The sequence below is a fragment of the Rhodococcus sp. USK10 genome (assembly GCF_019378875.1).
GTDB classification, from domain to species: Bacteria; Actinomycetota; Actinomycetes; order Mycobacteriales; family Mycobacteriaceae; genus Rhodococcus_F; species Rhodococcus_F pseudokoreensis.
On sequence record NZ_CP076048.1, the window covers coordinates 7,242,547 to 7,268,535 of the forward strand.

Here is a 25,989-nt window from a genome sequence, read left to right on the forward strand (position 1 = left end):
TTGGATGCCCGCGAGCGAGGGATCGGATCTCTCCGCGACGATGGATCCGGACCTGCCTGCGATGGCCGAAGTGGACATCAACGCCATGGTGACCGACGGTCCGGACGGTCCCCGACTCGGTGCCGTGTTCGGATTCCCCACGGGGGTGCTCTCCCGTGACGACGTTCAGGAACTTGCCGACCTGTGGTGCGACGCGGTCTCCGCGCTGGCGCGGCACGTGCAGGGGCCCGGCGCCGGCGGGCTGACACCGTCCGATGTGCCGTTGGTGTCGGTGTCGCAACACGACATCGAGACGTGGGAGCACCGGTATCCGGGAGTGGTGGATGTGTGGCCGTTGACGGCGATGCAGTCCGGTCTGTTGTTCCACTCGGTTTTGGCCGGTACGTCGTTCGACGCGTACACGACCCAGCTCGTTCTCCATCTCGGCGGGAGGGTCGATCCGGAACGGATTCTCGCTGCGGGACAAGCGTTGCTGGCTCGCCACCCGAACCTGCGGACCGCGTTCGTCGGCGATTCGGACACCGGTCCGGTGCAGGTGGTCCTCGACGCAGTCGCGTTGCCCTGGCGCGAGGTCGACCTGCGGAACGTTCCGGAGGGCACTCGCGACGGCGAGTTCGAACGTCTTCTCGTCGAGGATCAGGCCACACATTTCGACCCGGCGACGCCGCCGCTGATCCGATTCACGCTCGCGACGTTGGGACGGGATCGATTCGAGCTGGTGATCACCAATCATCACGTACTGCTCGACGGGTGGTCGATGCCGCTGCTGGCCGAGGAACTACTCGCGCTGTATGTCTCGGGCGGCGACGCCGCCGCGCTACCGAAGGCTACCGGGTACCGGAATTTCCTGGTCTGGCTGGCCGAGCGCGACCGCGCCGAATCTTCTCGAATCTGGGCGGAGGTCCTCGACGGGGTGGACGAGCCGACCCTGCTGGTGTCCTCGCACGCGAAACGGGAATCCGCGTCGGGGGAAGTGCAGGTGACGGTTGACGTACCTGCCGGCCTGTCCGCGAGGTTGTCGGTGCGGGCTACCGAACTGGGTGTCACGCTGAACACCGTCGTTCAGGGAGCGTGGGGGATTCTGCTCGGACAGTGGTGCGCGCGAAGGGATGTCGTGTTCGGGGCGACGGTCTCCGGCCGCCCGGCCGGTCTGGCCGGCGTCGAGTCGATGGTGGGCTTGTTCATCAACACTGTGCCGGTGCGGGTGCAGTCCGTACCGGGCGGCACGGCTGCAGAGGCGCTGACCCGGTTGCAGGAGCAGCAGGCCACCTTGTTCGACCATCACTACCTCGGGTTGACGGAGATCCACCAGGCCGCGGGGGCGCGAGAACTCTTCGACACTCTGGTCGTGTTCGAGTCGTACCCGGTCGATCGTGCCGCGTTGGCGGCCGCAACCCCCGTCGACGGAATAGTCGTCACCGGTGTCCGAACGATCGACGCGTCGCACTATCCCGTGACTCTGATCGCGAGAGTCGATTCCCAACTTCGGTTGACGGTCGCGTACCTGCCGAACCTGCTCGGCGCCGCAGCCGTCGACAGCATCGCCCGGACGCTCATCCGCATCCTGCAGACAGTCGCGGACGACCCTCAGGTCGTCGTGGACCGTATCGACATCGTCGAACCGGGCGAGCGACGGTTGGTCTTGGAGACGTGGAACGACACCGCGGTCCCTGTGCCGGACGTGACACTTCCCGGCCTGTTCGAACGCCAGGCCGCTGTCACACCAGATGCGGTGGCCCTGACGTCCGACGACGAGCAGTTGACGTATCGAGAGTTCGAAGAGCGAGTGAACCGGTTGGCGCGGAGGCTGATCGCGCGGGGTGTCGGTCCGGAGTCTCTGGTCGGCGTCGCCGTGCGACGCTCGATCGACCTCGTGGTGGGAATCTACGCGGTCGTCACGGCAGGTGGAGCGTACGTGCCGATCGACCCCGACTATCCCGGCGAACACATCCGGCACATGGTGGAGTCCGCGGCGCCGGTCTGCGTGTTGACGCGATCGACCGACCGCACAGAGGTCCCGGGCATCACCGTGATGGAGATCGACGGCCGACAAGGATCTGAGATCGACTCCTCACCAGTCCGCGATGACGAGCGCATCAGCCCGTTGAGGCCGGGTAACACGGCGTACGTGATCTTCACGTCCGGGTCGACAGGTCGACCGAAGGGGGTAGCAGTCAGCCACTCGGCGATCGTGAACCAGTTGCTGTGGATGCGGGACCATTTCGGCTTCGACCACGATGACGTGGTGTTGCAGAAGACGCCCGCGACCTTCGATGTGTCCGTGTGGGAGATGTTCCTGCCACTGCAGGTCGGGGCGCGGCTGGTGATCGCGAAGGCCGACGGGCACCGCGATGCGAGTTATCTCGCGGAGACGATCAGATCGGAGAAGATCACCACCGGCGACTTCTCTCCGTCGATGCTCGCAATGGTCCTGGAGCGACTCGAGCCGGCTGACTGCGACTCGCTTCGACGCGTCTTCTGCGGCGGCGAAAACCTGTTGGCCGCGACGGCAGACCATTTCATGGAGCGTAGCGGCACACCGTTACACAACCTGTACGGGCCCACCGAAACGGCCCTCCAGGTTTCCCACCATCGATGCGGCCCTTCGATTGACATGAGCGCGCCGATCGGTGCGCCGGTGTGGAATACACAGGTGTTCGTACTGAATGCGGGGCTTCGGCCGATTCCGGTGGGTGTGGTGGGGGAGTTGTATATCGCCGGAGTGCAGTTGGCTCGCGGTTATCTCGGACGGACGGCGTTGACGGCCGAGCGGTTCGTGGCGTGTCCGTTCGGTGTGCCCGGTGCGCGGATGTATCGGTCGGGGGATCTGGTGCGGTGGACCGCCGAGGGTGTGCTCGAGTTCGTGGGGCGTGCTGATGAGCAGGTGAAGGTGCGGGGGTTCCGAGTCGAACCCGCAGAGGTCGAGACGGTGCTGCTGAAGCATCCGGCGGTGGCTCAGGCGGTTGTGATAGCCGGCGCCACCGGCAATGGCACCGAACTGATCGGATACGTCGTTCTCCACGTCGACGGTGTCGGCGGGTCGAGTGAGTCGGCGGCCGAGGTTCGTCGTTTCGTGGCCGGGCGGCTGCCGGAGTTCATGGTGCCCGCGGCGGTGGTGGTGGATCGGTTGCCGCTGACGGTGAACGGCAAGCTCGACCGAAAAGCGTTGCCCGCGCCGGACTTCGTGGGCGGCGTGTTCCGGGCCCCGCGGTCACGGGTGGAGGAGACGCTGGCGTCACTCTACGGTGACGTGCTCGGTCTTCCACGGGTGGGGATCGACGACAGCTTCTTCGACTTGGGCGGGCATTCTCTGTCCGCGACGCGGCTGGTGGGGTTGATCCGCAACGCGCTCGGGGTGGAGGTGCCGATCCGGGTGGTGTTCGAATCTCCGTCGGTCGCGGAGTTGGCGCCCCGACTGGGCGACGCCGCGGTGGCGAGGGTGCCGTTGCTCCCGCGGGTGCGGCCGGAGCGGGTGCCGTTGTCGTTCGCGCAGGCCCGGTTGTGGTTTCTGTATCGGTTCGAGGGGCCGTCGGCGACGTACAACATTCCGGTGGCGGTGCGGTTGACCGGTGCTCTTGATGTGGGGGCGTTGGTGGCGGGGTTGGGGGATGTGGTGGCTCGGCACGAGAGCCTGCGGACGGTGTTCGGTGAGGGCGGAGGGGTGCCGTTCCAGCGGATCCTGCCCGCGGAGGCGGCCCCGGTTCCGGTGCACGCGGAGAAGATCGATCAGGCCGGGGCGGGGGAGGCGATTGCGGAGGCTGCGGGGCATCGGTTCGATCTGTCCGGCGAGATTCCCATCCGCGCAACGTTGTTGGTGTCCGGACCCCGAGAGCACATCCTGGTGTTGGTGCTGCACCATATCGCGGGGGACGGAGGCTCGTTGGCACCGCTGGCCCGTGACGTGGCGGTCGCGTATGCGGCCCGCGCGGCCGGGGAGGCGCCGGGGTGGGCGCCGTTGCCGGTGCAGTATGCCGATTACACGCTGTGGCAGCGGGAGCTTCTGGGGAGCGACGATGATCCGGGCAGTGTGCTGGCCGCGCAGGTCGGGTATTGGCGGGCCGAGCTGGCGGGGTTGCCGGAGTGCATCGAGTTGCCGACTGATCGTCGACGTCCGGCCGAGCCGAGTTACCGGGGCGGCACGGTGGGGTTCACGGTCGACTCGGATTTGGGTTCGCGGGTAGCCGAGTTGGCCCGCGGGTCGGGGGCGACATCGTCGATGGTGTTGCAGGCGGTGTTGGTGGTGTTGCTCCGCAGACTTGGTGCCGGGTGCGATGTGGCGGTCGGCGGGCCGATCGCGGGTCGTACCGACGAGGTGTTGTCCGGGTTGGTGGGGTTTTTCGTGAACATGTGGGTGTTGCGGGTGGATGTGTCGGGGAATCCGCGGTTCGATGAGGTGCTCGATCGGGTGCGGGGGAAGGCGTTGGCGGCGTATGAGAATCAGGATGCGCCGTTCGAGCGGTTGGTGGAGGTGTTGAATCCGGTTCGTTCGACGGCGTATCATCCGTTGTTTCAGGTGTCGTTTGCGATGCAGGACAACGTGTTTCCCGAGGTCGCGTTCCCCGGGCTGGAGTGGTCCACATTGCCGGTGTCGACGGGGACGTCGCGTTTCGATCTGTCGTTCAGTCTCGCCCCCACCGAACAGCAGGGTCTGGCGGGGGTCATCGAGTATGCGAGTGATTTGTTCGACCGGGTGACGGTGGAGGCCGTCGCGGCCCGGTATGTGCGGTTGCTCGACAGGATTGTCGCGGATCCGCAGGGGCGGATCGAGGGGTACGAGATCCTGGATCCGCACGAACGCGAGTTGGTACTGCGGACCTGGAACGACACCGCAGCGCCCTTCGCGGAGACCACTGTCGTGGAACTGTTCGAGCGGCAGGTCGCCGCGACTCCCGATGCGGTGGCGGTCACGTTCGGTGACGAGAACTGGACCTACCGGGAGCTGAGCAATCGAGCGAACCGGCTGGCACACCGCCTGATCGCCGCGGGTGTCGGACCGGAAACGCTGGTCGCGGTCGCACTGGAGCGATCACCCGAGTTGATCATCGCGCTGCTCGCGGTCCTCGAGGCCGGCGGTGCATACCTCCCCATCGACCCCCGCTATCCGAGTGCACGGATCGGGACCATCCTCGCCGACGCCGCTCCGCGGTTGATCCTCACCGACACCCTGAACGATAACATGTTGCCCGACAACGATATCCCCAGAGTTCTCCTCGATGCCATCTCCGACGAGGGCGGGCAGTCGGAGGGGAGGGGCTTCGACGACAACGACCACGCAACACCTCTACGACCGGGCAACACCGCCTACGTGATGTACACCTCCGGGTCGACGGGTGTTCCGAAGGGTGTCGCCGTGAGCCATCGGAGCGTGGTGTCGCTGTTCGCCGGTACTGCAGGCTGGGCCGGCTTCGGTGCCGGAGACGTGTTCGGGTGGTGTCATTCGGTCGCGTTCGATTTTTCGGTGTGGGAATTGTGGGGGGCGTTGGTGCACGGAGCCCGGATTGTGGTGGTGCCGTGGGAGACCGTGCATTCGCCGGCCGGATTGTGGGAGGCGGTGGTCCGGGAGCGGGTGACAGTTCTCGCTCAGACGCCCTCGGCGTTCTACGAGTTCGCCGAAGTCGAGCGTGAGGATCCTGCAGTGGGGTCTGATTCGGTGCTGCGGATGGTGGTGTTCGGCGGAGAGGTGTTGGATCCGGCCGGGTTGCAGGGCTGGTATCGGGACGAGCGCTCGAATCCTCCGATTCTGGTCAACGGGTACGGGCCGACCGAGACGACGGTCTTCGCGGCAACCTTCGTGCTACCGGAGCCGGGCGAACGCGCCGACCGCGTGAGTGTGCCGATCGGGGCGCCCGTGGGCAACACGCAGGTGTTCGTGCTGGGTGCGGGCTTGCTTCCAGTCCCGGTGGGTGCGGTCGGGGAGTTGTACGTCGCCGGAGTGCAGTTGGCTCGCGGTTATCTCGGGCGGCCGGGGTTGACGGCCGAGCGATTCGCGGCATGCCCGTTCGGCGAGCCCGGTGCGCGAATGTACCGAACCGGGGATCTGGTGCGCTGGACCGCCGGCGGAGTGCTCGAATTCTGCGGAAGAGCGGACGCGCAGGTCAAGATTCGCGGATTCCGGGTCGAACCCGCGGAGATCGAGGCGGTTCTACTGAAACATCCGGCCGTGACTCAGGCGGCGGTGGTGGCCCGGGACACCGCCACCGGGATCGGATTGGTCGGTTACGTGGTCTCCGACACCACCGACACCGGCACCCGTGTCGAGGTCCGTCGTTTTGCGGCCAGGATGCTGCCGGAATACATGGTTCCGGCAGCGGTGGTGGTGCTGGATCGGTTGCCGTTGACGGTGAACGGGAAACTGGATCGGCGAGCCTTGCCGGCGCCGGAGTTCATCGGTGGGGTGTTCCGGGCGCCGCGGTCACCGGTGGAGCAGACGCTGGCCTCGCTCTACGCGGAGGTTCTCGGGGTTTCCCGGGTGGGGATCGATGACAGTTTCTTCGACCTGGGTGGGCATTCGTTGTCGGCGACGCAGTTGGTGAGCAGGATTCAGTCGGTGTCCGGGGTGGAGGTCCCGATCCGGGTGATCTTCGAGTCTCCGACGATCGCCGAACTCGCACCCCGTATGGGTGAGGAGATCGAACCCGGCTTGCTCGATCCGTTCGCCGTCGTCCTACCGATCCGAAGCGACGGATCCGGACCGCCCCTGTGGTGCGTCCATCCGGGCGGCGGACTGAGCTGGTGCTACATGGGCCTTCGCGCCCACCTCCCCGACCAGCCCATATACGGGCTGCAAGCGCGGGGCTTCGATGGAGTGACGCCGCTACCGAAGTCGATCGGGAGTATGGCCGCCGACTATCTCGAGCAGATCCTCGCCGTTCAGGAAGACGGCCCGTTCCTTCTGCTGGGATGGTCGTTCGGTGGCCTCGTCGCCCATGCGATCGCCACCGCTCTGGAACGTCGAGGACTCGAGGTCGCACTCCTCGCGATGCTGGACAGCGTGCCCGGTGCAGGGGATCTCCGCCTCGGCGAGGCGGTGCCTTCGGACGACGACATTCGACAGTCGGTCCGGGCATGGGCGCAGAGCCGCTACGGCGAGATCGTCGATTCGCCCGACACTGCGCCCATCTGGGATGCCGCGCGTGCAATTTATCGGAACGACCTACGGCTGTCTGCCGACCACGTACCGCAGACCTATCACGGTGACGTGGTGTTTCTCCGTCCGACTTTGACGGATGACGACACGATGTCGAGCGAGTCCTCGTCCGACTTGTGGCGCGCGTACGTCACCGGTGACATCGTCACCCACGACGTTCACAGCACGCACGCCGATATGGATCAGCCGCGTCCCCTCGCCGAGATCGCGCTGATCATCGATCAGGAACTGGCCACGCGGGGTCGACGCACACGACAGACGGACGTCTGACGAAGGGGCGCGCATGGATACTCACCGGTTCTTCGAGGTCGCGACCGAACTGTTCGAAGTGCTCGGTGTCTCGTCCATGGTTCTCGGGTTCGTGTTCGCCTTCTTCCTCGCGGTGCGCACGTGGAGGAAGTCCGGTGACGGTGCTCGGGCGTTCAAGACCCTGCGGGAGTCGCTTGGCGGAGCGATCCTGCTCGGTCTGGAATTGCTCGTCGCCGCAGACATCGTCAAGACCGTCACCTCGACACCGTCGCTGACCGATGCCGCCGTGCTCGGTGTGATCGTGCTGATCCGCACCGTGCTGAGTCTGTCGATCGAGATCGAGATCGAGGGTGTCGCGCCGTGGCGGAAGGCCCTGGTGACCGGCCCGCAGGTCCTTGCCCACGCGGCGCGTACCTCCGCCGATCCGGATCGGACAACCGACCGGTGAGTGCCCGGATCCGGGTCACACCGTCCGGGAACGCCTCCGCAGCCGGGTGTTGAGCACGCCGAGTGCCGCGATGACGAGGAACAACACGCACGTCGAGATCAGCTGGGTGCGGGCGTCGGTGTCGAACAGCATGAGCACGACGAAACCGGCGAGCATCGCGAGCGTGAGGTAACTGAGCCAGGGGAACAGCCACATGCGCACCGTCAGCTTGCCCTCGCGTTCGAGCCGCGGGCGCAACTTCAGGTGTGAGACGACGATGAAGATCCAGATGACGAGCAGCGCCGAGCCGACGGCGTTCAGGAGCAGACCCAGCAGGTCGTCCGGCAGCCACCAGTTGAGCAGCACGCTGACGAAACCGAAGAACACCGACAGCAGCACCGCATTGAGCGGCACCCCGGAATTCGAGATCCGGGCCATGAACGCGGGACCGTCGCCGCGCCGCGACAGCGAATACGCCATCCGCGACGTGCCGTAGATGTTGGCGTTGAAAGCCGACAGCAACGCCACCACGACCACGAGTTCCATGAACCCCGCCACGTACGGGATGTGCGCCTGGTTCAGAACGGCCACGAACGGCCCGCTCTTCAGGTCCGACGAGTCCCAGGGAAGAACGAGGACCATGATCGAGATCGAACCGAGGTAGAAGACACTGATGCGCCAGACGACGCTGCGCACCGCCACGGCGATCGAACGCTCCGGGTCCTCGGATTCAGCGGCGGCGATGGTCACGATCTCGATGCCGCCGAACGCGAACGCCACCACCAGCAGTCCCGCGGCGACACCGGCGAAGCCCTCCGGCATGAAGCCGCCGTGCCCGAACAGGTTGGTGGTGCCCACCGGTTCGGTGTCCGGGAGCAGGCCGAACACCAGCAGCACACCGATCACCAGGAAGCCGATGATGACGGTGACCTTGATGGCGGCGAACCAGAACTCGAACTCGCCGAAGTTGCTGACCTTCGCGAGGTTGACGGCCGCGAAGAAGATCACGAACACGAGGGCGACCACCCATTGCGGCACCCCCGGCAGCCAGGCGCTCACGATGCCGGAGGCGCCCGTGATCTCGGCGCCGAGCACCATGATCAACATGAACCAGTAGAGCCACCCCATCACGAATCCGGCCCAGTCGCCGATGCCGATCCGCGCGTAGTGCGAGAAGGATCCGCTGGCGGGGATCGCCGCTCCCATCTCGCCGAGCATCCGCATCACGAAGACGACGATGATGCCGGCGAGAAGGTAGGAGACGAGGACGGCCGGACCGGCGGTCGCGATGCCGACACCGGTACCGAGGAACAGTCCGGCACCGATCGCGGAACCGAGGCCCATCATCGTCAGGTGACGGACCTTCAGGCCCCGGCCGAGGGTGCCGGTCGAATCGGTCATGGTGCCGGGGGTTCGCGAACCGCTCACAGGGATCAGTCGTTAGCGTGCAGCGCGGCGTTCAATTCCACGCCAGTGCCCTTCCACGGCACGACCTCGACGGCCCCGGACACCGAGTTGCGGCGGAAGAGCAGGTTGGACTGGCCGTTGAGTTCCTTGGCCTTCACGACGGTGCCGTCCGGGCCGGTGACCTTGGTGCCCGCGGTCACGTACAGGCCGGCTTCGAGGACACAGTCGTCGCCGAGCGAGATGCCGAGACCGGCATTGGCGCCGAGCAGGCAGCGCTTGCCGACCGAGATGGTCTCCTTGCCGCCACCGGACAGGGTGCCCATGATCGAGGCGCCGCCGCCCACATCGGATCCGTCGTCGACGACGACGCCCGCGGAGATACGGCCTTCGACCATCGAGCTGCCGAGCGTGCCCGCGTTGAAGTTGACGAAGCCCTCGTGCATCACGGTGGTGCCGCTGGCCAGGTGCGCGCCGAGACGGACACGGTCGGCGTCGGCAATGCGGACGCCCGACGGGACGACGTAGTCGACCATACGCGGGAACTTGTCGACACCGAACACGGTGACGACGCCGCGGATACGCAGGCGGGACCGCACCTTCTCGAAGCCCTCGACCGCGCACGGTCCGAAGTTGGTCCACACCACGTTGGACAGCAACCCGAACAGTCCGTCGAGGTTGACGCCGTGCGGGGCCACCAGGCGATGCGAGAGGAGGTGAAGGCGCAGGTAGGCGTCGTGGGCGTCGGCCGGCGGCGCGGACAGGTCGGCGATGGTGGTGCGCACCACGACCTGGTCGACCTCACGTGCCTCGTCGGGTCCGGCGAGAAGTGCCAGATCGGAGGGGATGTCGCCACCCTCGATCCGCACGGTGCCCGCGCTGTCGAAGGTTCCCAGCTCAGGCGCCGGGAACCAGGTGTCGAGGATCGTGCCGCCGACGGTCACGTTGGCGATGCCTACTGCTGATGCTCCCTGTGTGCTCACGGCAGTAGAGGTTACTGCCTCATTACTCGGGCATTCTCGAGCGGTCGTTATCTGGGCGTGATCGATTCGAAACCGAGCGGGTTCCGGGCTCGTGGGGGACCATGCACTGGGCACGTGCGAGACACCGGGAAAGGTCGTGGCAATGCGTATTTCGGAGTGGGGTCGGGTGACCCGAGGCTCACGGTGGGTTCGAGTCACGGGCCGCGGCCTGCGGGCCGTGGCCGCGGGCGCGCTGCTCGCCGGGGTGGTGTCGGTGGCAGCGCCGCAGACCGCGTCCGCCGCACCGGTGTGCCCGGGAGCAGGCCAGCCACCGGTTCTCGTGGGGCGCGTGCCGGGTGCCGCGCTGGAGGGCGTCGCCGTGGACGACGGCGGCCGCCTCTACACGACGGACCTGATCAGCGGACGGGTGTTCCGCCTCGACGCGCCCGGAGCGCCCGCGGTCCCCGTCGCGACGGTGCCCGGCGGCAGGGGCGCGGGCGCCCTCGCCTGGGCGTCCGACGGATCACTGCTGGTGGGGTACGGCGCGGACGCCCGTGTGCTCCTCGGCGACATCCTGCGTCCGGGAGCGATCGCGAAGCTGAACACCGCCACCGGCGCGCTCACCCCGTTCGTGTCGGGTCTGAGCGCGGCGGACGGACTCGACGTCGACGCCGCCGGGACCGCGTATGCCACCAACGACTTCGGAACGCAGATCGGGCGGGTGTTCCCCGACGGCCGGGTCGAACCGAACTGGGCGACGCTGCCCAGCGCGAACGGTGCGGTGCTCGGTGTGGACGACCGGTACCTCTACGTGTCGCGGACATTCGTGAATCCGGGCGTGAGCCGGATCCCGATCGCGAACCCGGGCGCCCCCGAAAGCATCCTCGACCTGTCCGGCCTCGACACGTTCGCGGCTCCCGACGGCCTGACCCTGGATTCGCGGGGACGCCCGGTGGTCCCGGCCAACGTGCGCGGCGAGATCTGGCGCGTCGACGCGCCGGGGCAGTACTGCGTGCTGGCGTCGGGACTGCCGACGTCGAGCATGGTCGTCTACGGGCAGGGGTCCGGCGGCTTCTCCGCGGGACGGTTGTTCCGCATCGGTTTCGACGGTGCGATCTACGAGATCCCGGGTGGCTTCGACGGGTAGCAGCGCAATAGTGGGTAGGCGGGTCGGCTTAGGGTGGACCGGTGAGCACACTCGACCTCCACGCCGATCCCATCGACCTCACCGCCGCGCTGGTGGACATCCCGAGCGTCTCCCACGACGAGTCGGCGATCGCCGCCGCCGTCGAGTCGGCGCTGCGCGAGCAGACCACCGGTTTCGAGATCATCCGCAACGGCAACGCGGTGCTCGCCCGCACCGATCGGGGGCTCCCGAGCCGGGTGATGCTCGCCGGGCACCTCGACACCGTGCCGATCGCGGACAACGTGCCGTCCCGGCGTGAGGGCGACCTGCTGCACGGGTGTGGAACGGTCGACATGAAGTCGGGCGACGCGGTGTTCCTGCATCTGGCCGCCACCGTGGAGAACCTCGCGCACGACCTGACGCTGGTGTTCTACGACTGCGAGGAGATCGCGGCCGTCCACAACGGGCTCGGACGGATCGAACGTGAGATCCCGGAGTGGTTGCACGCGGACGTCGCGATCCTGGGTGAGCCGACGGGTGGGCTCATCGAGGCGGGTTGCCAGGGCACGCTGCGGGTGACGCTGACCACCCGCGGTACCCGCGCGCACTCCGCGAGATCGTGGCTCGGCGACAACGCGATCCACCGGTTCGCCCCGGTCCTGCAGCGGCTGTCGGACTACACCGCTCGGTCGGTGGACATCGACGGCTGCGTGTACCGGGAGGGTCTGTCCGCCGTGCGGATCGCCGGCGGTGTCGCGGGCAACGTGGTCCCGGACGCCGCGGAGATGGACGTGAACTTCCGCTTCGCGCCCGACCGCAACGCCGAGCAGGCCATCGACCACGTGCGGGAGGTCTTCGACGGCCTCGAGCTGGGTTTCGAGGTCACGGACCTGTCGCCGGGCGCGCTCCCCGGGCTGACGGATCCGGCCGCCGCGGCCCTCATCGAGGCGGCAGGCGGCGAGTTCCGCGCCAAGTACGGGTGGACGGACGTGTCCCGGTTCTCCGCGCTCGGCATCCCGGCCGTCAACTACGGTCCGGGCGATCCGAACCTCGCGCACAAGCGGGACGAGCACGTCCCCGTCCAGCAGATCACCGACGTGACGACCGTGCTCCGCGCCTATCTGAGCACCCCGTGACTGCCCGGTGCCCCGAACGGGCCACCCGATAGCCTGGGGCGCATGGCACCCGAGAAGAACAATTACGGGCGGAAGTCCTCGGCCGTGAAGCACCGGGGTCCGGTGCAGTTGAGGCGCGCCCGCAAGGACGAGACCACCACCGACGAGCAGTTGCTCGACGAGCGGGGTCAGACCGACTGGGTGCACACCGACCCGTGGCGGGTCCTGCGGATCCAGAGCGAGTTCGTCGAAGGGTTCGGTGCCCTGGCCGAGGTGCCGCGTGCGGTCACCGTGTTCGGGTCGGCCCGCACCGAGCCCGGTCACCCCGAGTACGAGGCGGGCAGGGCGCTGGGTGCGCGCCTCGCCGAGGCCGGATATGCCGTCATCACCGGCGGCGGCCCCGGTGTCATGGAGGCCGCCAACCGCGGCGCCAGCGAATCGGGTGGATACTCCATCGGCCTCGGCATCGAATTGCCGTTCGAGCAGGGCCTCAACGAATGGGTCGACCTGGGTATCAACTTCCGGTACTTCTTTGCCCGCAAGACGATGTTCGTGAAGTACTCGCAGGCGTTCATCTGCCTGCCCGGCGGCTTCGGGACGCTCGACGAACTGTTCGAGGCGTTGACCCTGGTGCAGACGCGCAAGGTCACCCGGTTCCCGATCATCCTGTTCGGCACCGAGTACTGGTCCGGGCTGGTGGACTGGATCCGCGGAACCCTCGAACGCAGCGGCAAGATCTCGGAGGGCGACGTCAACCTGCTGCACGTCACGGACAGTGTCGAGGAGGCGGTGCGGATCGTCGTCAAGTCGCAGCAGGGAGTCGACGAGGCCGAACTGCTCGGAACGGAGGAGCAATGGTGAGCCGGGAAACTGTTCCACCGCAGCCGTTCTCGGTGTGCGTCTACTGTGCTTCGGGGCCCGTGGACGATCGCTTCCTGGAACTGGCGGCCCAGGTGGGCGCCGAAATCGGAAAGCGCGGTTGGCAACTGGTGTCCGGCGGCGGCAACGTCTCGATGATGGGTGCGGTGGCCGAGGCTGCCCGCGCCGCTGGGGCGATCACCGTCGGGGTCATCCCGAAAGCCCTGGTGCACAGGGAAGTCGCCGACGTCGACGCGGACGAACTCGTCGTCACCGACACCATGCGCCAGCGCAAGCAGGTCATGGAGGACCGCGCCGACGCCTTCATCACGCTGCCCGGCGGCATCGGCACGCTCGAGGAGCTGTTCGAAACCTGGACGGCGGGCTACCTCGGCATGCACGAGAAGCCGGTCGTCCTGCTCGATCCGCACGGCCACTACACGGGCCTGCTGGACTGGATCGACGGTCTGCGGGGCGGCGGCTTCGTGGCGCAGCGCGCCCTCGACAGGCTGCTCGTCCGGACCGACGTCGGGGAGGCGCTGGACGCCTGCCTCTCCTGAGGCGGCGTCCGGTCGCCGTCGTGGCGTACGTTGTTACCGTGCAGTAAGGTGACCTGATTCATACTGCAGGCCTGAGGGGATGTCATGCGTTCTGAAGCACGTTCGACGATCGGTGTGGTCGATCTGGCCAGGCGGTTGCCTGCCCTGATCCCGGAGTTGCCGACCATGGCGAAGGGAGTCCTCGGCCTCATCCGGACCCCCGACGCGAAGGAGTCGATCGGCCTGGTCTTCCAGCGCGCCGCCGCGGCGCACCCGCGTCGCACGTTCCTGCGGTTCGAGGGCGACTCGCTGAGCTACCGGAACGCCAACATCCGCGTGAACCGCTACGCTCACGTGCTCACCGACCTCGGAGTGTCGCGCGGGGACGTCGTCGGGATCCTGGGCAAGAACGCCCCCGGGACGCTGCTCATCGCACTCGCCGCCGTCAAACTCGGTGCCACCGCCGGGATGCTGAACCACAACCAGCGCGGAGACGTACTCGCGCACAGCATCTCGCTGCTCGACAGTCGCGTCCTGGTGGTGTCCGAGGCGTGTGGCGAGGCCATGGACTCGCTCGACGAGCAGCCCGCCGCGGCCTCGGTGGTGTACTTCGACGACCTCGACCGGCTCGCCGAGAAGGCCGGCGACGGCAACCCCGAGGTGTGCGAGCAGATCCAGGCCCGGGAGAAGGCCTTCTACATCTTCACCTCCGGCACCACCGGCCTGCCGAAGGCCAGCCTGATGAGTCATTTCCGCTGGCTCAAGAGCATGTCCGGACTCGGCAACATGGGAGTCCGGCTGCGCGGCAGCGACGTCCTCTACTGCTGCCTGCCGCTCTACCACAACAACGCGCTGACGGTGTCGCTGTCCTCGGTGCTGGGGTCGGGGGCGACGCTCGCGCTGGGCAAACAGTTCTCGGCGTCCAAGTTCTGGGACGACGTCGCACTGAACCGGGCCACCGCGTTCACCTACATCGGTGAACTGTGCCGGTACCTGCTCAACCAGCCCGAGAAGCCGGGCGACCGCGACAACGACGTCCGGCTGATGGTCGGAAACGGGCTTCGTCCGGAGATCTGGTCCGAGTTCACCACCCGGTTCGGCATCTCCCGGGTGGCCGAGTTCTACGGCGCCAGCGAATGCAACATCGCGTTCGTCAACGCCCTCAACGTCGACCGGACCGCGGGCATCTGCCCCCTCCCACACGCCGTGGTCGAGTACGACGAGGACAACGGTGCGCCGCGGCGGCACTCCGACGGCACACTACGGAGGGTGGCCACCGGCGAGGTCGGCCTGCTGCTGTCGAAGGTGACCGACCGGGCACCCTTCGACGGCTACACCGACGAGGACGCCACCGACAAGAAACTCGTCCGCGACGCGTTCGACGACGGCGACTGCTGGTTCGACACCGGCGACCTGGTGCGCCGTCAGGGCTGGTCGCACGTCGCGTTCGTCGACCGGCTCGGCGACACGTTCCGCTGGAAGGGGGAGAACGTCGCGACCACCGAGGTCGAGGGCGCGCTTCTCGCGCATCCCGCGGTCGAGCATGCCGTCGTCTACGGCGTCGAGATCCCCGGGACCGACGGTCGCGCGGGGATGGCCGCGGTGACGCTGCACGAGAACGAGGACTTCGACGGCTCCGACGTGGCGGAGTTGCTGTTCCAGCGGCTGCCGTCGTACGCGGTGCCGCTGTTCGTCCGCGTCGTCGATTCGCTGGAGCAGACGTCGACGTTCAAGAGTCGCAAGGTGGAACTCCGCAAGGAGGGCTACGACGTCGAGGACACCGACACGCTGCACGTGCTGTCCGGCCGCAGCGGCGGCTACAAGCGCGCGTACGACGGGTACATCGAGGAAGTGGCGAAGGGTGCGCTGCCGCGCCCGTGAGTACTTATTAACCGCCCGTGGTTAAGAAGTACTCACGGGCGCCGCAGGCGCGATTTCGCTGCGTGCCAATATTGGTGGCATGGCCGAGAGAGACGTACCGCCCGCGCCCGACCGTCCGTCGCCCACGCTGTGCGGGCGGCCCGTGGCGGTCGATCGTGCGCTGGTGATGGCCATCGTGAACCGGACGCCCGATTCGTTCTACGACCGCGGTGCCACGTTCACCGACTCCGCGGCGATGTCGGCTGTCGAGCGGGCCGTGGACGAGGGCGCCGACCTCGTCGACATCGGCGGCGTGAAGGCCGGGCCCGGCGACGTCGTCGACTCGGCGGAGGAGATCCGGCGGGTGGTGCCGTTCGTCGCCGCGATCCGCGGACGCTATCCCGAGTTGCTCGTCAGCATCGACACCTGGCGCAGCGACGTGGCCAGGCTGGCCGTCGCCGAGGGCGCCGACCTGATCAACGACACGTGGGCAGGCGCCGACCCGGCGCTCGTCGAGGTGGCCGCGGAGACGGGTGCCGGCATCGTCTGTTCGCACACCGGGGGAGCGGTCCCACGGACCCGGCCGTTCCGCGTCCGCTACACCGACGTCGTCGCGGACGTCCTCGAGGAAGTGGTGTCGGCCGCCGAGAACGCGGCCCGGCTGGGTGTGCCCGCCGACTCGATCCTCATCGATCCGACTCACGATTTCGGGAAAAACACCTATCACGGGCTCGAGTTGTTGCGGCGAGTGGAAGATCTTGTAAATACGGGGTGGCCAGTGCTCATGGCGCTGAGCAACAAGGACTTCGTCGGGGAGACTCTAGGGGTAGATCTCGTCGAGCGGTTGGAGGGAACATTGGCAGCGACAGCTATGGCCGCCGCAGGAGGCGCCCGAGTCTTCCGTGTCCACGAAGTTGCCCCCACGCGTCGAGTGGTGGACATGGTGGCCGCGATTCAGGGCCGACGCGCCCCGTCCCGCACCGTGCGGGGGCTGGCATGAGTGCCGTGGGGGCCCGGGCGGCCCGCACGATGTTGGCGGAGGAGCGCGCCCCGCGTTCCTGGGCCGAGGCGAACAGCTGGGACCAGCCGTCGTGGAGCATCGCCGAACTCGAGCGGGCGAAGGCGGGGCGCACCGTGTCGGTGGTCCTGCCCGCGCTCAACGAGGAGGAGACCGTCGCCGCGGTCGTGGACACGATCCACCCGCTGCTGGGCGGTCTGGTGGACGAGTTGATCGTGCTCGATTCCGGATCGACGGATCTGACGGCGGAACGCGCACGCGCGGCGGGCGCCACGGTGATCAGCCGGGAGGAGGCGGTACCCGCCTTCCCGCCCGTCGCGGGCAAGGGGGAGGTGCTGTGGCGTTCCGTCGCCGCGAGCACCGGCGATCTCATCGCCTTCGTCGACTCCGATCTCATCAACCCGGACCCGGCGTTCGTCCCGAAGCTCCTCGGACCGCTGCTGACGGCCGACGGCATCCATCTGGTGAAGGGCTACTACCGGCGTCCGCTCCGGCTCAGCGGGACGGAGGACGCCAACGGCGGCGGCCGGGTGACCGAACTCGTGGCACGCCCGATGCTGGCGTCGCTGCGACCGGAGCTGACGTGTGTGCTGCAGCCGCTGGGCGGCGAGTACGCCGGCACCCGGGAGTTGCTGTCGGCGGTTCCGTTCGCCCCCGGGTACGGCGTCGAGATCGGGTTGCTGCTCGACACGTACGACCGTCTCGGTCTCGGTGCGATCGGCCAGGTCAATCTGGGGGTGCGCAAGCACCGGAACCGCCCGCTGTCCGAACTCGGGGTGATGAGCAGGCAGATCATCGGCACGATGATGCGGCGCTGCGGGGTGCCCGACTCGGGGGCGGGTCTGACCCAGTTCCTGGTGGACGGCGACTCCTTCGTGCCGACGACGACGGACGTCGCGCTGGCCGATCGTCCGCCGATGAACACGGTGTGCCCCTGAGGCGGGAGGCTGTCGGACGTCCGTGACAGGATCGGAGCATGGTGACAGCCCTGCTCTATCTGCTCGTCATGGCGTTCGTCGGCGCGATGCTGTTCCTCGCCGCCAGTGCTGTGTTCGGCCGTTCCGAGGAACTCGCGCCCCTGCCGCCCGGCACCACACTCACGGCTCTGCCCGCCGACGGTGTGACGGGCGCCGACGTGGAGGCGTTGCGATTCCAGCAAACGGTGCGGGGGTACAAGGCGAGTGAGGTCGACTGGGCGCTGGCCCGGCTGGGTGGTGAAATCGATTCGCTGCGTGAGCAGTTGGCTGCCGTCGAGGCCGCGTCCGACCATCCGGGTGACGCGTCGTGAGCGCCGAGGACAGGGTGCGGTGCGCGTGGGCGGTCGACACGGACGGGTCCAGCCTGTACCGCGACTACCACGACCTCGAGTGGGGTCGTCCGCTGCACGGCCGCGACGAATTGTACGAACGGCTGTGCCTCGAAGCGTTCCAGTCCGGACTGTCGTGGATCACGATTCTCCGCAAGCGCGAGGCCTTCCGGGCCGCGTTCGCCGGCTTCGATCCGGAGGCGGTCGCAAGGTACACGGAACGGGACGTGGAGCGGCTGCTCGGGGACGCGTCGATCGTCCGGAACCGGGCCAAGATCGAGGCGTCGGTGAGCAACGCCCGGGCCCTGCTGGAGTTGTCGGACACCGACCTGGACACGCTGCTGTGGTCGTTCGCCCCGCCGCCGCGCCCGAGCCGTCCGGCCACCGTGAACGACGTCCCGGCCGTCACACCCGAGTCCACCGCGATGGCGAAGGAATTGAAGCGGCGAGGGTTCAAGTTTGTGGGTCCCACCACCGCTTATGCACTCATGCAGGCCACCGGGATGGTGGACGACCACGTCGCCGCCTGCTGGGTCCCGATCACTGCCTGAATTGCCGGTGAACCTGCGTATTCGTGACTCAGGTTCCCGGTACTCGTGTCCATAGGGAAGAATGGATGTCACAAGCCTCGCCGAGTGTTGGCGGGGTGCCAAAATTTGTCGAGGCGCAAGCAGGCAGCGCAGATCTGGAGGGAGCAGAGGATGGCGGCCATGAAGCCCCGGACCGGGGACGGTCCCCTCGAAGCAACCAAAGAGGGACGAGGAATCGTCATGCGGGTTCCGCTCGAGGGTGGTGGACGTCTGGTTGTCGAGCTCACCCCGGAGGAAGCTGCCGCACTCGGTGAAGAGCTCAAGGGCGTCACCAGTTAGTCGAGTGCGGAGAGAACCTCACAGGGCAGGCCCCGTCGCCGTTCTCGGTGCGGGGCCTGTTCCGTGTCCGGAACAGGGAGGCGAACGTTCGTGCTGGCCGATGTGACCGACCTGCTGGCCTGCCCACAGTGCCGGTCGCCGGTGGAACTCGACGAAGGCGCGATCCTGTGCGACGCAGGGCACACCTTCGACGTGGCGCGGCAGGGCTACGTCACCCTGATGACCGGGGCAGGCGGCAAGTTCGACGGCGACAGCCCCGAAATGATCGCCGCACGTGCGGACTTCCTCGGCGGCGGCAGCTTCGACCCGCTGATGGACGCCGTCGCCGACGCCGTGGTGGCGGGCACCGGGGCCGGCGACGACCCCCGGCTCCTCGAGATCGGCGCGGGCACAGGCCACTATCTGGCGCGCGTCCTCGACGCCACCCCGACCGGCCGGGGAATCGGGCTGGACGTGTCCAAGTACGCGGCCCGTCGCATCGCCAGGGCCCACCCGCGTGCCGGGGCGGTGGTTGCCGACGTGTGGCAACACCTTCCGGTGCGTGACCACGTCCTCAGCCATGTCCTGTGCGTGTTCGCGCCCCGCAACGCCGACGAGGCGCACCGGGTGCTGGCCGAGCACGGATCCCTGGTGGTCCTCACGCCCACGGAGCGGCACCTGGGGGAACTCGTGGACCTGCTCGGCATGGTCCGGGTGGACGACCGAAAGGTCGAGCGGCTGGGGGCCGCGATGTCCGGGCGGTTCGAGCGCACCGGCCACGTGGCGGTGGAGTACCCGATGTCGTTGTCGCACCTCGACGTGACCCGCCTGGTGGGGATGGGGCCGTCGGCGCGGCACCTGACACCCGAGCGGCTCGCCTCCTCGATCGCGGCGCTGCCGCAGGAGTATCCGGTGACGGCGTCGGTGACGGTGTCCACCTACACCCGACTCTGAGCGTCAGCGGCGCGACAGCGCGTCCTGGTAGACGTCGAGGGTCTGCTGCGCGATGGCCGCCCAGGAGAACTCGGCGATCGCCCGCGCCCGCCCGGCCTTGCCCATGGACTCGGCGGTGCCGACGTCGGAGGCGATCGCGTTGACCGACTCGGCCAGCGCCTGCTCGAACGCCTCCGGCTCGTACGAGTTGTAGTGCACCAGACGGCCGGTGACCCCGTCCTCCACCACCTCCGGGATGCCGCCGACGTCCGACGCGACGACCGCGGTCTCGCAGGCCATGGCCTCGAGGTTCACGATCCCCAGCGGCTCGTACACGGACGGGCACACGAAGACGGTTGCGGCCGACAGGATTTCCCGCACCTGTTCGGTGGGGAGCATTTCGCGCACCCAGAACACGTTGCCGCGGTGCGCCGCGAGGGCGGCGACGGCCTGCTCGGTCTCGGCGGCGATCTCCGGGGTGTCGGGGGCGCCTGCGCACAGCACCAACTGGATCTCGGGCGCGAAGTGGTGTGCTGCGGCGATCAGATGACCGACGCCCTTCTGCCGTGTGATGCGGCCGACGAACGCCACCATTGGCTGGTCCGGGTCGACGCCGATCTTCGTCAGCGCGGACTGCCCGTGACCTGCCGGTCCCGCGTGCCAGACGGACGTGTCGATCCCGTTGCGCACCACGTGGACCCGGTGCGGGTCGACGAACGGATACGCGTCGAGGACGTCGAGTCGCATGCCGGCGCTCACGGCGATCACCGCGTCCGCGTGCTCCACCGCGTTGCGCTCGGACCACGACGAGATGCGGTAGCCGCCGCCCAGCTGCTCCGCCTTCCACGGCCTGCGCGGCTCGAGGGAGTGGGCGGTGAGGATGTGCGGCACGTCGTACAGCGCGGACGCCAGATGGCCGGCGAGGCCGGTGTACCAGGTGTGCGAGTGCACGACGTCGGCGCCCGTCGCGGCGTCCGCCATACGCAGTTCGGCGGACAGCGTCGCGAGCGCCGGATTGGCCCCGGCCAGCGCGGGATCGGGGGTGTGCACGACCGCCCCGACGCGCGGAGCGCCCATACAGTGCACGTCCACCTCGCACAGCTGCTTCAACTGAGCAACCAGTTCGGTGACGTGTACACCCGCACCGCCATAGATCTCCGGTGGATATTCCTTGGTCATCATCGCCACCCGCACCGGCCTAACGTAACCGTCCGGGCCGCTTCGGGCCACCGCTCTCGGACACATTCGGGTATCGGAGAAATTGTGAGTCGGCGCTTCGCTGGCGGGGGGAGTGGTCGCCCGATAGGTTGACAGGGTGAGGAGCCAGCCACATGTGCTTGGAATCGTGCTCGCCGGCGGCGAGGGCAAACGTCTCTATCCGCTCACCGCGGATCGGGCGAAGCCCGCTGTGCCTTTCGGAGGCGCCTACCGGTTGATCGATTTCGTGCTCAGCAATTTGGTCAATGCGGGATACCTCCGCCTGTGTGTTCTGACGCAGTACAAGTCGCACTCGTTGGACCGCCACATCTCGCAGACGTGGCGACTGTCCGGGTTCGCGGGGGAATACATCACTCCCGTTCCCGCGCAGCAACGTCTGGGCCCGCGCTGGTACACCGGCAGCGCGGACGCGATCCTGCAGTCGCTGAACCTCGTCTACGACGAGGACCCCGAGTACATCGTCGTGTTCGGCGCCGACCACGTGTACCGGATGGACCCGGAGCAGATGGTGCAGCACCACATCGAGTCGGGCGCCGGAGTGACGGTGGCCGGGATCCGGGTGCCGCGCAGTGAGGCGTTCGCGTTCGGCTGTATCGACAGCGACGAGTCGGGCCGCATCGTGCAGTTCCTCGAGAAGCCGGCGCATCCGCCAGGGACCCCGGACGACCCCAACATGACGTTCGCGTCGATGGGTAACTACGTGTTCACCACCAAGGTGCTCGTCGACGCCATCCGGGCCGACTCCGAGAACTCCGATTCCGACCACGACATGGGCGGCGACATCATCCCCGCGCTCGTCGAGGCGGGCGAAGCGTCCGTGTACGACTTCAAGGACAACATCGTCCCCGGCGCCACCGACCGCGACCGGGGCTACTGGCGGGACGTGGGAACGCTCGACGCGTTCTACGACGCCCACATGGATCTCGTGTCGGTCCACCCCATCTTCAACCTCTACAACCGGCGCTGGCCGATCCGCGGCGAGACGGAGAACCTCGCGCCCGCCAAGTTCGTGCAGGGCGGCCTCGCGCAGGAGTCCGTGGTCGGGGCCGGGTGCATCCTGTCGGCGGCCACGGTGCGCAACTCCGTGCTCAGCTCCAACGTGATGGTCGACAGCGGCGCAACCGTGGAGGGCAGCGTCCTCATGCCGGGTGTGCGCATCGGCAAGGGTGCCGTCGTGCGCCGCGCGATCCTCGACAAGAACGTGGTCGTCGGCGACGGGGAGATCATCGGCGTCGACCTCGAGCGCGACAAGCAGCGCTTCGCCGTGAGCAACGGCGGAGTCGTGGCCATCGGCAAGGGCGTCTGGATCTAGCGGGAGGGCCCCGGAAACGGGGCTCTCGGGGCTGGGCGCCTTTGTGAGCTGGGATGCCTCTCAGAGCTTGGACGCCCCTTAGAGCTTGGATGCGCAGAGTAGGCCGTCGCCGATCGGCAGCAGCACCCGGATCAGCTTGTCGTCCTCCGCGAGCGCCTTGGTGGCCTCGCGGACGGCGACGGTCGCGGCGTCCCGCTGGCTCGGGTCGACGACCCGGCCGCCGTTCAGCGCGTTGTGCAGCACGATCGCGCCGCCCGGGCGCAGCAGCCGAACCCCTTCGCGGACGTAGTGCGGGTGGTCGACCGGTGCACAGTCGACGAACACCAGGTCGTACGCGCTGTCGGCGAGTCGCGGCAGGACGTCGAGCGCCCGGCCGTTGATCAGCCTCGTCCGCGCGGGTGCGATGTCGTTGGTCCGGAACGACAGCTTGGCGGCCCGCTGATGCTCGGGTTCACTGTCGATGGTGGTGAGGACGCCGTCCTCGCGCATGCCCCGGAGCAGCCACAGGCTGCTCACACCCGCGCCGGTGCCGACCTCGACGACCGTCTTGGCGTCCAGCATGCGGGCAAACAGGGCGAGCGCAGCACCGACCGCGGGAGGTACCGGTTCGGCACCGAGGTCGTCCGCCCGCTCCCTGGCCGCACCGAGGGCCTCGTCTTCACGGACAGCCCCTTCTGCGTGGGTGAGTATCCGTTCGGCGTTTGTCTGCACGCACATGAGGCTATCGGGGTCTCGTCATCGCCGCTGCGAGGCGCGCTCGACAACAATGCTGTGACCCGGCCCTGCGCGATTCTCAGGAATACCTCAGCTTGCTCACACCACACACATATCGGGGTGGGAAAGAGTAAGCCCAACGCCAGATCCGAAGACCGCCCGGCGGGGAGATCACGACGACGGAGGACAAGTCCGAGAGCCCGGGAACAAATCCCGGCTCCCGGGAGTTGACGCCTATACCACGTCCAGTGATCTGCGGTCCTGAGTAGGAGGATCCACTTAACTCGATGAGCAAAAACACGATGGCTCCACACGAGAGAAACACCGACGAGCAGCTGTCGGACGCCGAGCTGACGGGCACCGCTGTGTTCGATGCCACAGGCGAGAAGTCCGCCATGCCGTCGTGGGACGAACTCGTCCGCGAGCACGGCGACCGCGTCTACCGACTGGCCTACCGGCTGTCGGGCGACGCGCAGGACGCCGAGGACCTCACCCAGGACACATTCATCCGGGTGTTCCGGTCCCTGTCCGACTACCAGCCCGGCACGTTCGAGGGCTGGCTGCACCGCATCACCACCAACCTCTTCCTCGACATGGTCCGCCGCCGGAACCGCATCCGCATGGAAGCGCTCCCCGAGGACTACGATCGGGTCCCGGCCGACGGGCCGAACCCCGAGGAGATCTACCACGACGCCCGCCTGGACGCCGATCTGCAGGCAGCGCTCGATTCGCTGGCCCCGGAGTTCCGCGCCGCGGTCGTGCTGTGTGACATCGAAGGACTGTCCTACGAGGAGATCGGTGCCACACTGGGTGTGAAGCTCGGAACCGTGCGCAGCCGCATCCACCGCGGCAGGCAGGCTCTGCGTGAGCATCTGGCTGTGAACGGAAAGGTTGACTCCGATCAGATCGGCGTCGGGTAGTTACCAGGAGGGACGAATGACGCAGGGGCGTGTACCTCGCCAGTTTGGCTCCACCGAACACTTGGCGAGTGAGGCGATCGCCGCCTTCGTCGACGGTGAACTCCGCATGTCCGCTTATCTGCGCGCCGCGCACCACCTGTCGATCTGCGCCGAGTGTGCGTTCGAGGTCGACTCCCAGCAGCAGGCGCGGCGTGCTCTGCGTCGCAGCGGTGACGTCGCGATGCCCTCGGGTCTGCTGGGTCTGCTGAGCCAGATCCCCAGCTGCAACCAGGGCGATCCCGCCGACAAGTCTCCGTTCGACTCCCACACCCCGGATTCGCCGGTCACGAGCGAGTACTCGATCACCAGCCGGATCTGGTCCCGGCGCTGGCGCCGTTGAGCGCAGCCGGACCGACGACGGCGGTGTCCGCGCCCGGCGGGGCATCGGTGATACTGGGGCGCGTGACTGACGCACACGAGGGGGACACGACAGCGTGACGGCGGATTACAAGACTCCGGGTTCCGATGCGACGGCGCCCGACGGTCCCGTGGCGGACGAGTCGGGCACGCTGCGTCCGGCGGACGCCCCACGGCTCGATCCGAGACCTGTCTACCGGCCGCAGATCGATGCGGCGTCCAGCCGCGCGTTCGGCCGACCGGGTGGCGTCACCGGTTCCTTCGCTCCGTCGGATGCCCGGCGTGAGAGCGAACCCCCGATGAAGGTCGGTGCCCCTGACCCCGTGCTGGCGGAGGCGTTCGGCCGCCCGGACGGCGAGGTCGACACCATTCAGCGCGATCCCCACCGCAAGACCACCGCCCCGGCAGTCGAGGCCCCGCCCGCCGACCCGTGGCGCGACCCCGCAGCGGGCGTCGAACTCGGATCCCCGGCGTTGCACGCCACGGACCACTCGCGGCCGCCCGCCCCCGCCCTCAGCGCCCGAGAGGTCCTGTTCGGCGGCAAGGTGGCGCCGAAGGCGCTCGCCGCGCTGGGCGGAATAGCGCTCGCGATCGGTCTGGTCGGTGGCCTGCTCGCCGCGGTGATCACCGCCGATCGCAGCTCGCTCACCAGCGACAGCGTCACCCTCGTCCAGGGCGGCGACGAGGACCTCGGCCAGTCGCCCGTCGCGCAGGTCGCGGACGCCGTCCTGCCCTCCGTCGTGTCCATCCAGGTGGCGGTCGGCGACCAGGGCAGCACCGGTTCGGGTGTCGTCATCGACGGCGCCGGCTACATCGTCACCAACAATCACGTCATCTCCGCCGCCGCCACCGCCCCCGACGGCGGCAAAATTCAGGTGATCTTCTCCGACGGAACCAAGGCCGACGCCCAGATCGTCGGTCGCGACATCAAGACCGACCTGGCCGTGCTCAAGGTCTCCGCCGACAATCTGACGGTCGCGGAACTCGGCAGGTCCGGGGACGTACAGGTCGGTGAGGACGTCGTCGCCGTAGGGTCGCCCCTCGGACTCAGCAAGACCGTCACCCGCGGCATCGTGAGTGCCCTGCACCGCCCGATGCGACTGTCCGGCGAGGGCTCCGACACGAACGCCGTCATCGACGCCGTCCAGACGGACGCCGCCATCAATCACGGCAACTCGGGCGGCGCGCTCGTCGACGACACGGGCCGGGTGATCGGCATCAACACCGCCATGCTCAGCGAATCCGGTGGCTCGGTGGGCCTCGGCTTCGCGATTCCCATCGACGACGTCACCACCGTCGCTCAGACGCTCATCCGGGACGGGCAGATGCATCACCCGGACATCGGCGTCAACGCCCGCACCGTCGTCAACGACAACACCAGCGGAGCCCAGGTTGCCAACGTCCGCTCGGACAGCCCGGCCGCGCGGGCGGGCATCGTCGAGAACGACGTCATCGTCAAGGTCGGCGACCGCACGGTCACGAGCGCCGACGAGTTGGTCGTCGCTGTCAATCTGCAGAAGATCGGTGAGCCCGTCCGGGTTCAGCTGATCCGCGAGGGCCGGCTCGTCGATGTCGACGTGACCCCGGCCTCCGACTGACTCGAGAGGTTGCTGTGAAATCGCTCCGCCACCTGGGCA

Annotated in this window: 21 protein-coding genes; 17 read left to right on the plus strand and 4 right to left on the minus strand. The window is 67.9% G+C overall.

The features are described 5' to 3' along the window. The first annotated feature begins 4 nt into the window (after nt 1-4). Both I1A62_RS40120 and I1A62_RS40125 read left to right on the plus strand, forming a co-directional pair. Nucleotides 5-7,417, plus strand: coding sequence for an amino acid adenylation domain-containing protein (locus I1A62_RS40120; protein ID WP_219457787.1), 7,413 nt, complete (start codon nt 5-7; stop codon nt 7,415-7,417). A 13-nt stretch (nt 7,418-7,430) separates the two neighbouring features. Next, a complete protein-coding gene (locus I1A62_RS40125; RefSeq protein ID WP_219457788.1) occupies nt 7,431-7,844 on the plus strand; it encodes a DUF1622 domain-containing protein in 414 nt (137 codons plus the stop codon). 15 nt (nt 7,845-7,859) lie between these two features. On the opposite strand, the gene I1A62_RS40130 is transcribed toward I1A62_RS40125, so the two are convergent. Together I1A62_RS40130 and dapD are read right to left on the minus strand one after the other, a co-directional pair. Continuing rightward, nucleotides 7,860-9,224 (minus strand): amino acid permease, encoded by a 1,365-nt coding sequence (locus I1A62_RS40130; RefSeq protein ID WP_219457789.1) that lies wholly within the window; start codon nt 9,222-9,224, stop codon nt 7,860-7,862. A gap of 32 nt (nt 9,225-9,256) precedes the next feature. After that, entirely contained in the window at nt 9,257-10,210 is a 954-nt protein-coding gene (gene dapD, locus I1A62_RS40135) for a 2,3,4,5-tetrahydropyridine-2,6-dicarboxylate N-succinyltransferase (protein ID WP_072949645.1), read from the minus strand. A 142-nt stretch (nt 10,211-10,352) separates the two neighbouring features. Here dapD and I1A62_RS40140 point away from each other — a divergent pair, with 142 nt between their 5' ends. The 11 genes from I1A62_RS40140 (at nt 10,353) to I1A62_RS40190 (ending at nt 19,813) form a co-directional block, all read left to right on the plus strand. Beyond that, on the plus strand, nt 10,353-11,336 hold the full coding sequence (locus I1A62_RS40140) for an SMP-30/gluconolactonase/LRE family protein (protein ID WP_219457790.1): 984 nt from the start codon (nt 10,353-10,355) through the stop codon (nt 11,334-11,336). Nucleotides 11,337-11,377: 41 nt separating this feature from the next. Continuing rightward, nucleotides 11,378-12,451 carry a succinyl-diaminopimelate desuccinylase gene (gene dapE, locus I1A62_RS40145; protein WP_219457791.1) on the plus strand — a complete coding sequence of 358 codons (1,074 nt, stop codon included), beginning with the start codon at nt 11,378-11,380 and terminating at the stop codon, nt 12,449-12,451. Between the two features lie 42 nt (nt 12,452-12,493). Then, nucleotides 12,494-13,291, plus strand: coding sequence for a TIGR00730 family Rossman fold protein (locus I1A62_RS40150; RefSeq protein ID WP_219457792.1), 798 nt, complete (start codon nt 12,494-12,496; stop codon nt 13,289-13,291). Then, the gene (locus tag I1A62_RS40155; protein WP_219457793.1) at nt 13,285-13,848 is read left to right on the plus strand and encodes a TIGR00730 family Rossman fold protein; all 564 of its coding nucleotides are present in this window, start codon (nt 13,285-13,287) and stop codon (nt 13,846-13,848) included. The genes I1A62_RS40150 and I1A62_RS40155 overlap by 7 nt, the downstream gene beginning before the upstream one ends. 84 nt (nt 13,849-13,932) lie before the next feature. After that, entirely contained in the window at nt 13,933-15,708 is a 1,776-nt protein-coding gene (locus I1A62_RS40160; RefSeq protein ID WP_219457794.1) for a long-chain-acyl-CoA synthetase, read from the plus strand. Nucleotides 15,709-15,787: 79 nt separating this feature from the next. Continuing rightward, a complete protein-coding gene (gene folP, locus I1A62_RS40165; RefSeq protein ID WP_124392213.1) occupies nt 15,788-16,687 on the plus strand; it encodes a dihydropteroate synthase in 900 nt (299 codons plus the stop codon). Then, the gene (locus tag I1A62_RS40170; RefSeq protein WP_015889763.1) at nt 16,684-17,643 is read left to right on the plus strand and encodes a glucosyl-3-phosphoglycerate synthase; all 960 of its coding nucleotides are present in this window, start codon (nt 16,684-16,686) and stop codon (nt 17,641-17,643) included. Before folP ends, I1A62_RS40170 begins: the two co-directional genes overlap by 4 nt. Before the next feature lie 38 nt (nt 17,644-17,681). Further along, nucleotides 17,682-17,993 (plus strand): DivIVA domain-containing protein, encoded by a 312-nt coding sequence (locus I1A62_RS40175; RefSeq protein WP_219457795.1) that lies wholly within the window; start codon nt 17,682-17,684, stop codon nt 17,991-17,993. Then, complete coding sequence (locus I1A62_RS40180) at nt 17,990-18,562, plus strand: DNA-3-methyladenine glycosylase I (RefSeq protein WP_219457797.1); 573 nt, start codon at nt 17,990-17,992, stop codon at nt 18,560-18,562. Before I1A62_RS40175 ends, I1A62_RS40180 begins: the two co-directional genes overlap by 4 nt. A 150-nt stretch (nt 18,563-18,712) precedes the next feature. Continuing rightward, the gene (locus I1A62_RS40185; RefSeq protein WP_003936084.1) at nt 18,713-18,880 is read left to right on the plus strand and encodes a DUF3117 domain-containing protein; all 168 of its coding nucleotides are present in this window, start codon (nt 18,713-18,715) and stop codon (nt 18,878-18,880) included. 90 nt (nt 18,881-18,970) lie between these two features. Continuing rightward, nucleotides 18,971-19,813, plus strand: coding sequence for a putative RNA methyltransferase (locus I1A62_RS40190; protein WP_219457799.1), 843 nt, complete (start codon nt 18,971-18,973; stop codon nt 19,811-19,813). A 3-nt stretch (nt 19,814-19,816) separates the two neighbouring features. Here the strand turns inward: I1A62_RS40190 and glgA are convergent, their stop codons facing one another. Next, nucleotides 19,817-20,986 (minus strand): glycogen synthase, encoded by a 1,170-nt coding sequence (gene glgA / locus I1A62_RS40195; RefSeq protein WP_219457800.1) that lies wholly within the window; start codon nt 20,984-20,986, stop codon nt 19,817-19,819. 121 nt (nt 20,987-21,107) lie between these two features. Between glgA and glgC the strand changes: the two genes are divergently transcribed. After that, nucleotides 21,108-22,322: a glucose-1-phosphate adenylyltransferase gene (glgC, locus tag I1A62_RS40200; RefSeq protein WP_005239253.1), complete on the plus strand. Its 1,215-nt coding sequence runs from the start codon at nt 21,108-21,110 to the stop codon at nt 22,320-22,322. A 78-nt stretch (nt 22,323-22,400) separates the two neighbouring features. Here glgC and I1A62_RS40205 read toward each other — a convergent pair whose 3' ends face one another. Beyond that, nucleotides 22,401-23,039, minus strand: a complete 639-nt coding sequence (locus tag I1A62_RS40205) for an O-methyltransferase (RefSeq protein WP_124392219.1) — start codon at nt 23,037-23,039, stop codon at nt 22,401-22,403. 284 nt (nt 23,040-23,323) lie between these two features. On the opposite strand from I1A62_RS40205, the gene sigE reads away from it, so the two are divergent. From sigE to I1A62_RS40220, 3 genes are all read left to right on the plus strand, one after another. Next, the gene (gene sigE / locus I1A62_RS40210) at nt 23,324-23,956 is read left to right on the plus strand and encodes an RNA polymerase sigma factor SigE (RefSeq protein WP_219457802.1); all 633 of its coding nucleotides are present in this window, start codon (nt 23,324-23,326) and stop codon (nt 23,954-23,956) included. A 16-nt stretch (nt 23,957-23,972) separates the two neighbouring features. Next, nucleotides 23,973-24,335 (plus strand): DNA-directed RNA polymerase sigma-70 factor, encoded by a 363-nt coding sequence (locus I1A62_RS40215; RefSeq protein WP_015889772.1) that lies wholly within the window; start codon nt 23,973-23,975, stop codon nt 24,333-24,335. 94 nt (nt 24,336-24,429) lie between these two features. Continuing rightward, on the plus strand, nt 24,430-25,950 hold the full coding sequence (locus I1A62_RS40220) for a trypsin-like peptidase domain-containing protein (protein ID WP_124392221.1): 1,521 nt from the start codon (nt 24,430-24,432) through the stop codon (nt 25,948-25,950). Nucleotides 25,951-25,989 lie beyond the last annotated feature (39 nt).

Coding starts and splice junctions, on each gene's coding strand:
- I1A62_RS40120 (WP_219457787.1), top strand. CDS start 5: ATGCCCGCGAGCGAGGGATCGGATCTCTCCGCGACGATGGATCCGGAC.
- I1A62_RS40125 (WP_219457788.1), top strand. CDS start 7,431: ATGGATACTCACCGGTTCTTCGAGGTCGCGACCGAACTGTTCGAAGTG.
- I1A62_RS40130 (WP_219457789.1), bottom strand. CDS start 9,224: ATGACCGATTCGACCGGCACCCTCGGCCGGGGCCTGAAGGTCCGTCAC.
- I1A62_RS40140 (WP_219457790.1), top strand. CDS start 10,353: ATGCGTATTTCGGAGTGGGGTCGGGTGACCCGAGGCTCACGGTGGGTT.
- I1A62_RS40150 (WP_219457792.1), top strand. CDS start 12,494: ATGGCACCCGAGAAGAACAATTACGGGCGGAAGTCCTCGGCCGTGAAG.
- I1A62_RS40155 (WP_219457793.1), top strand. CDS start 13,285: ATGGTGAGCCGGGAAACTGTTCCACCGCAGCCGTTCTCGGTGTGCGTC.
- I1A62_RS40160 (WP_219457794.1), top strand. CDS start 13,933: ATGCGTTCTGAAGCACGTTCGACGATCGGTGTGGTCGATCTGGCCAGG.
- folP (WP_124392213.1), top strand. CDS start 15,788: ATGGCCGAGAGAGACGTACCGCCCGCGCCCGACCGTCCGTCGCCCACG.
- I1A62_RS40170 (WP_015889763.1), top strand. CDS start 16,684: ATGAGTGCCGTGGGGGCCCGGGCGGCCCGCACGATGTTGGCGGAGGAG.
- I1A62_RS40175 (WP_219457795.1), top strand. CDS start 17,682: ATGGTGACAGCCCTGCTCTATCTGCTCGTCATGGCGTTCGTCGGCGCG.
- I1A62_RS40185 (WP_003936084.1), top strand. CDS start 18,713: ATGGCGGCCATGAAGCCCCGGACCGGGGACGGTCCCCTCGAAGCAACC.
- I1A62_RS40205 (WP_124392219.1), bottom strand. CDS start 23,039: ATGTGCGTGCAGACAAACGCCGAACGGATACTCACCCACGCAGAAGGG.
- sigE (WP_219457802.1), top strand. CDS start 23,324: ATGAGCAAAAACACGATGGCTCCACACGAGAGAAACACCGACGAGCAG.
- I1A62_RS40215 (WP_015889772.1), top strand. CDS start 23,973: ATGACGCAGGGGCGTGTACCTCGCCAGTTTGGCTCCACCGAACACTTG.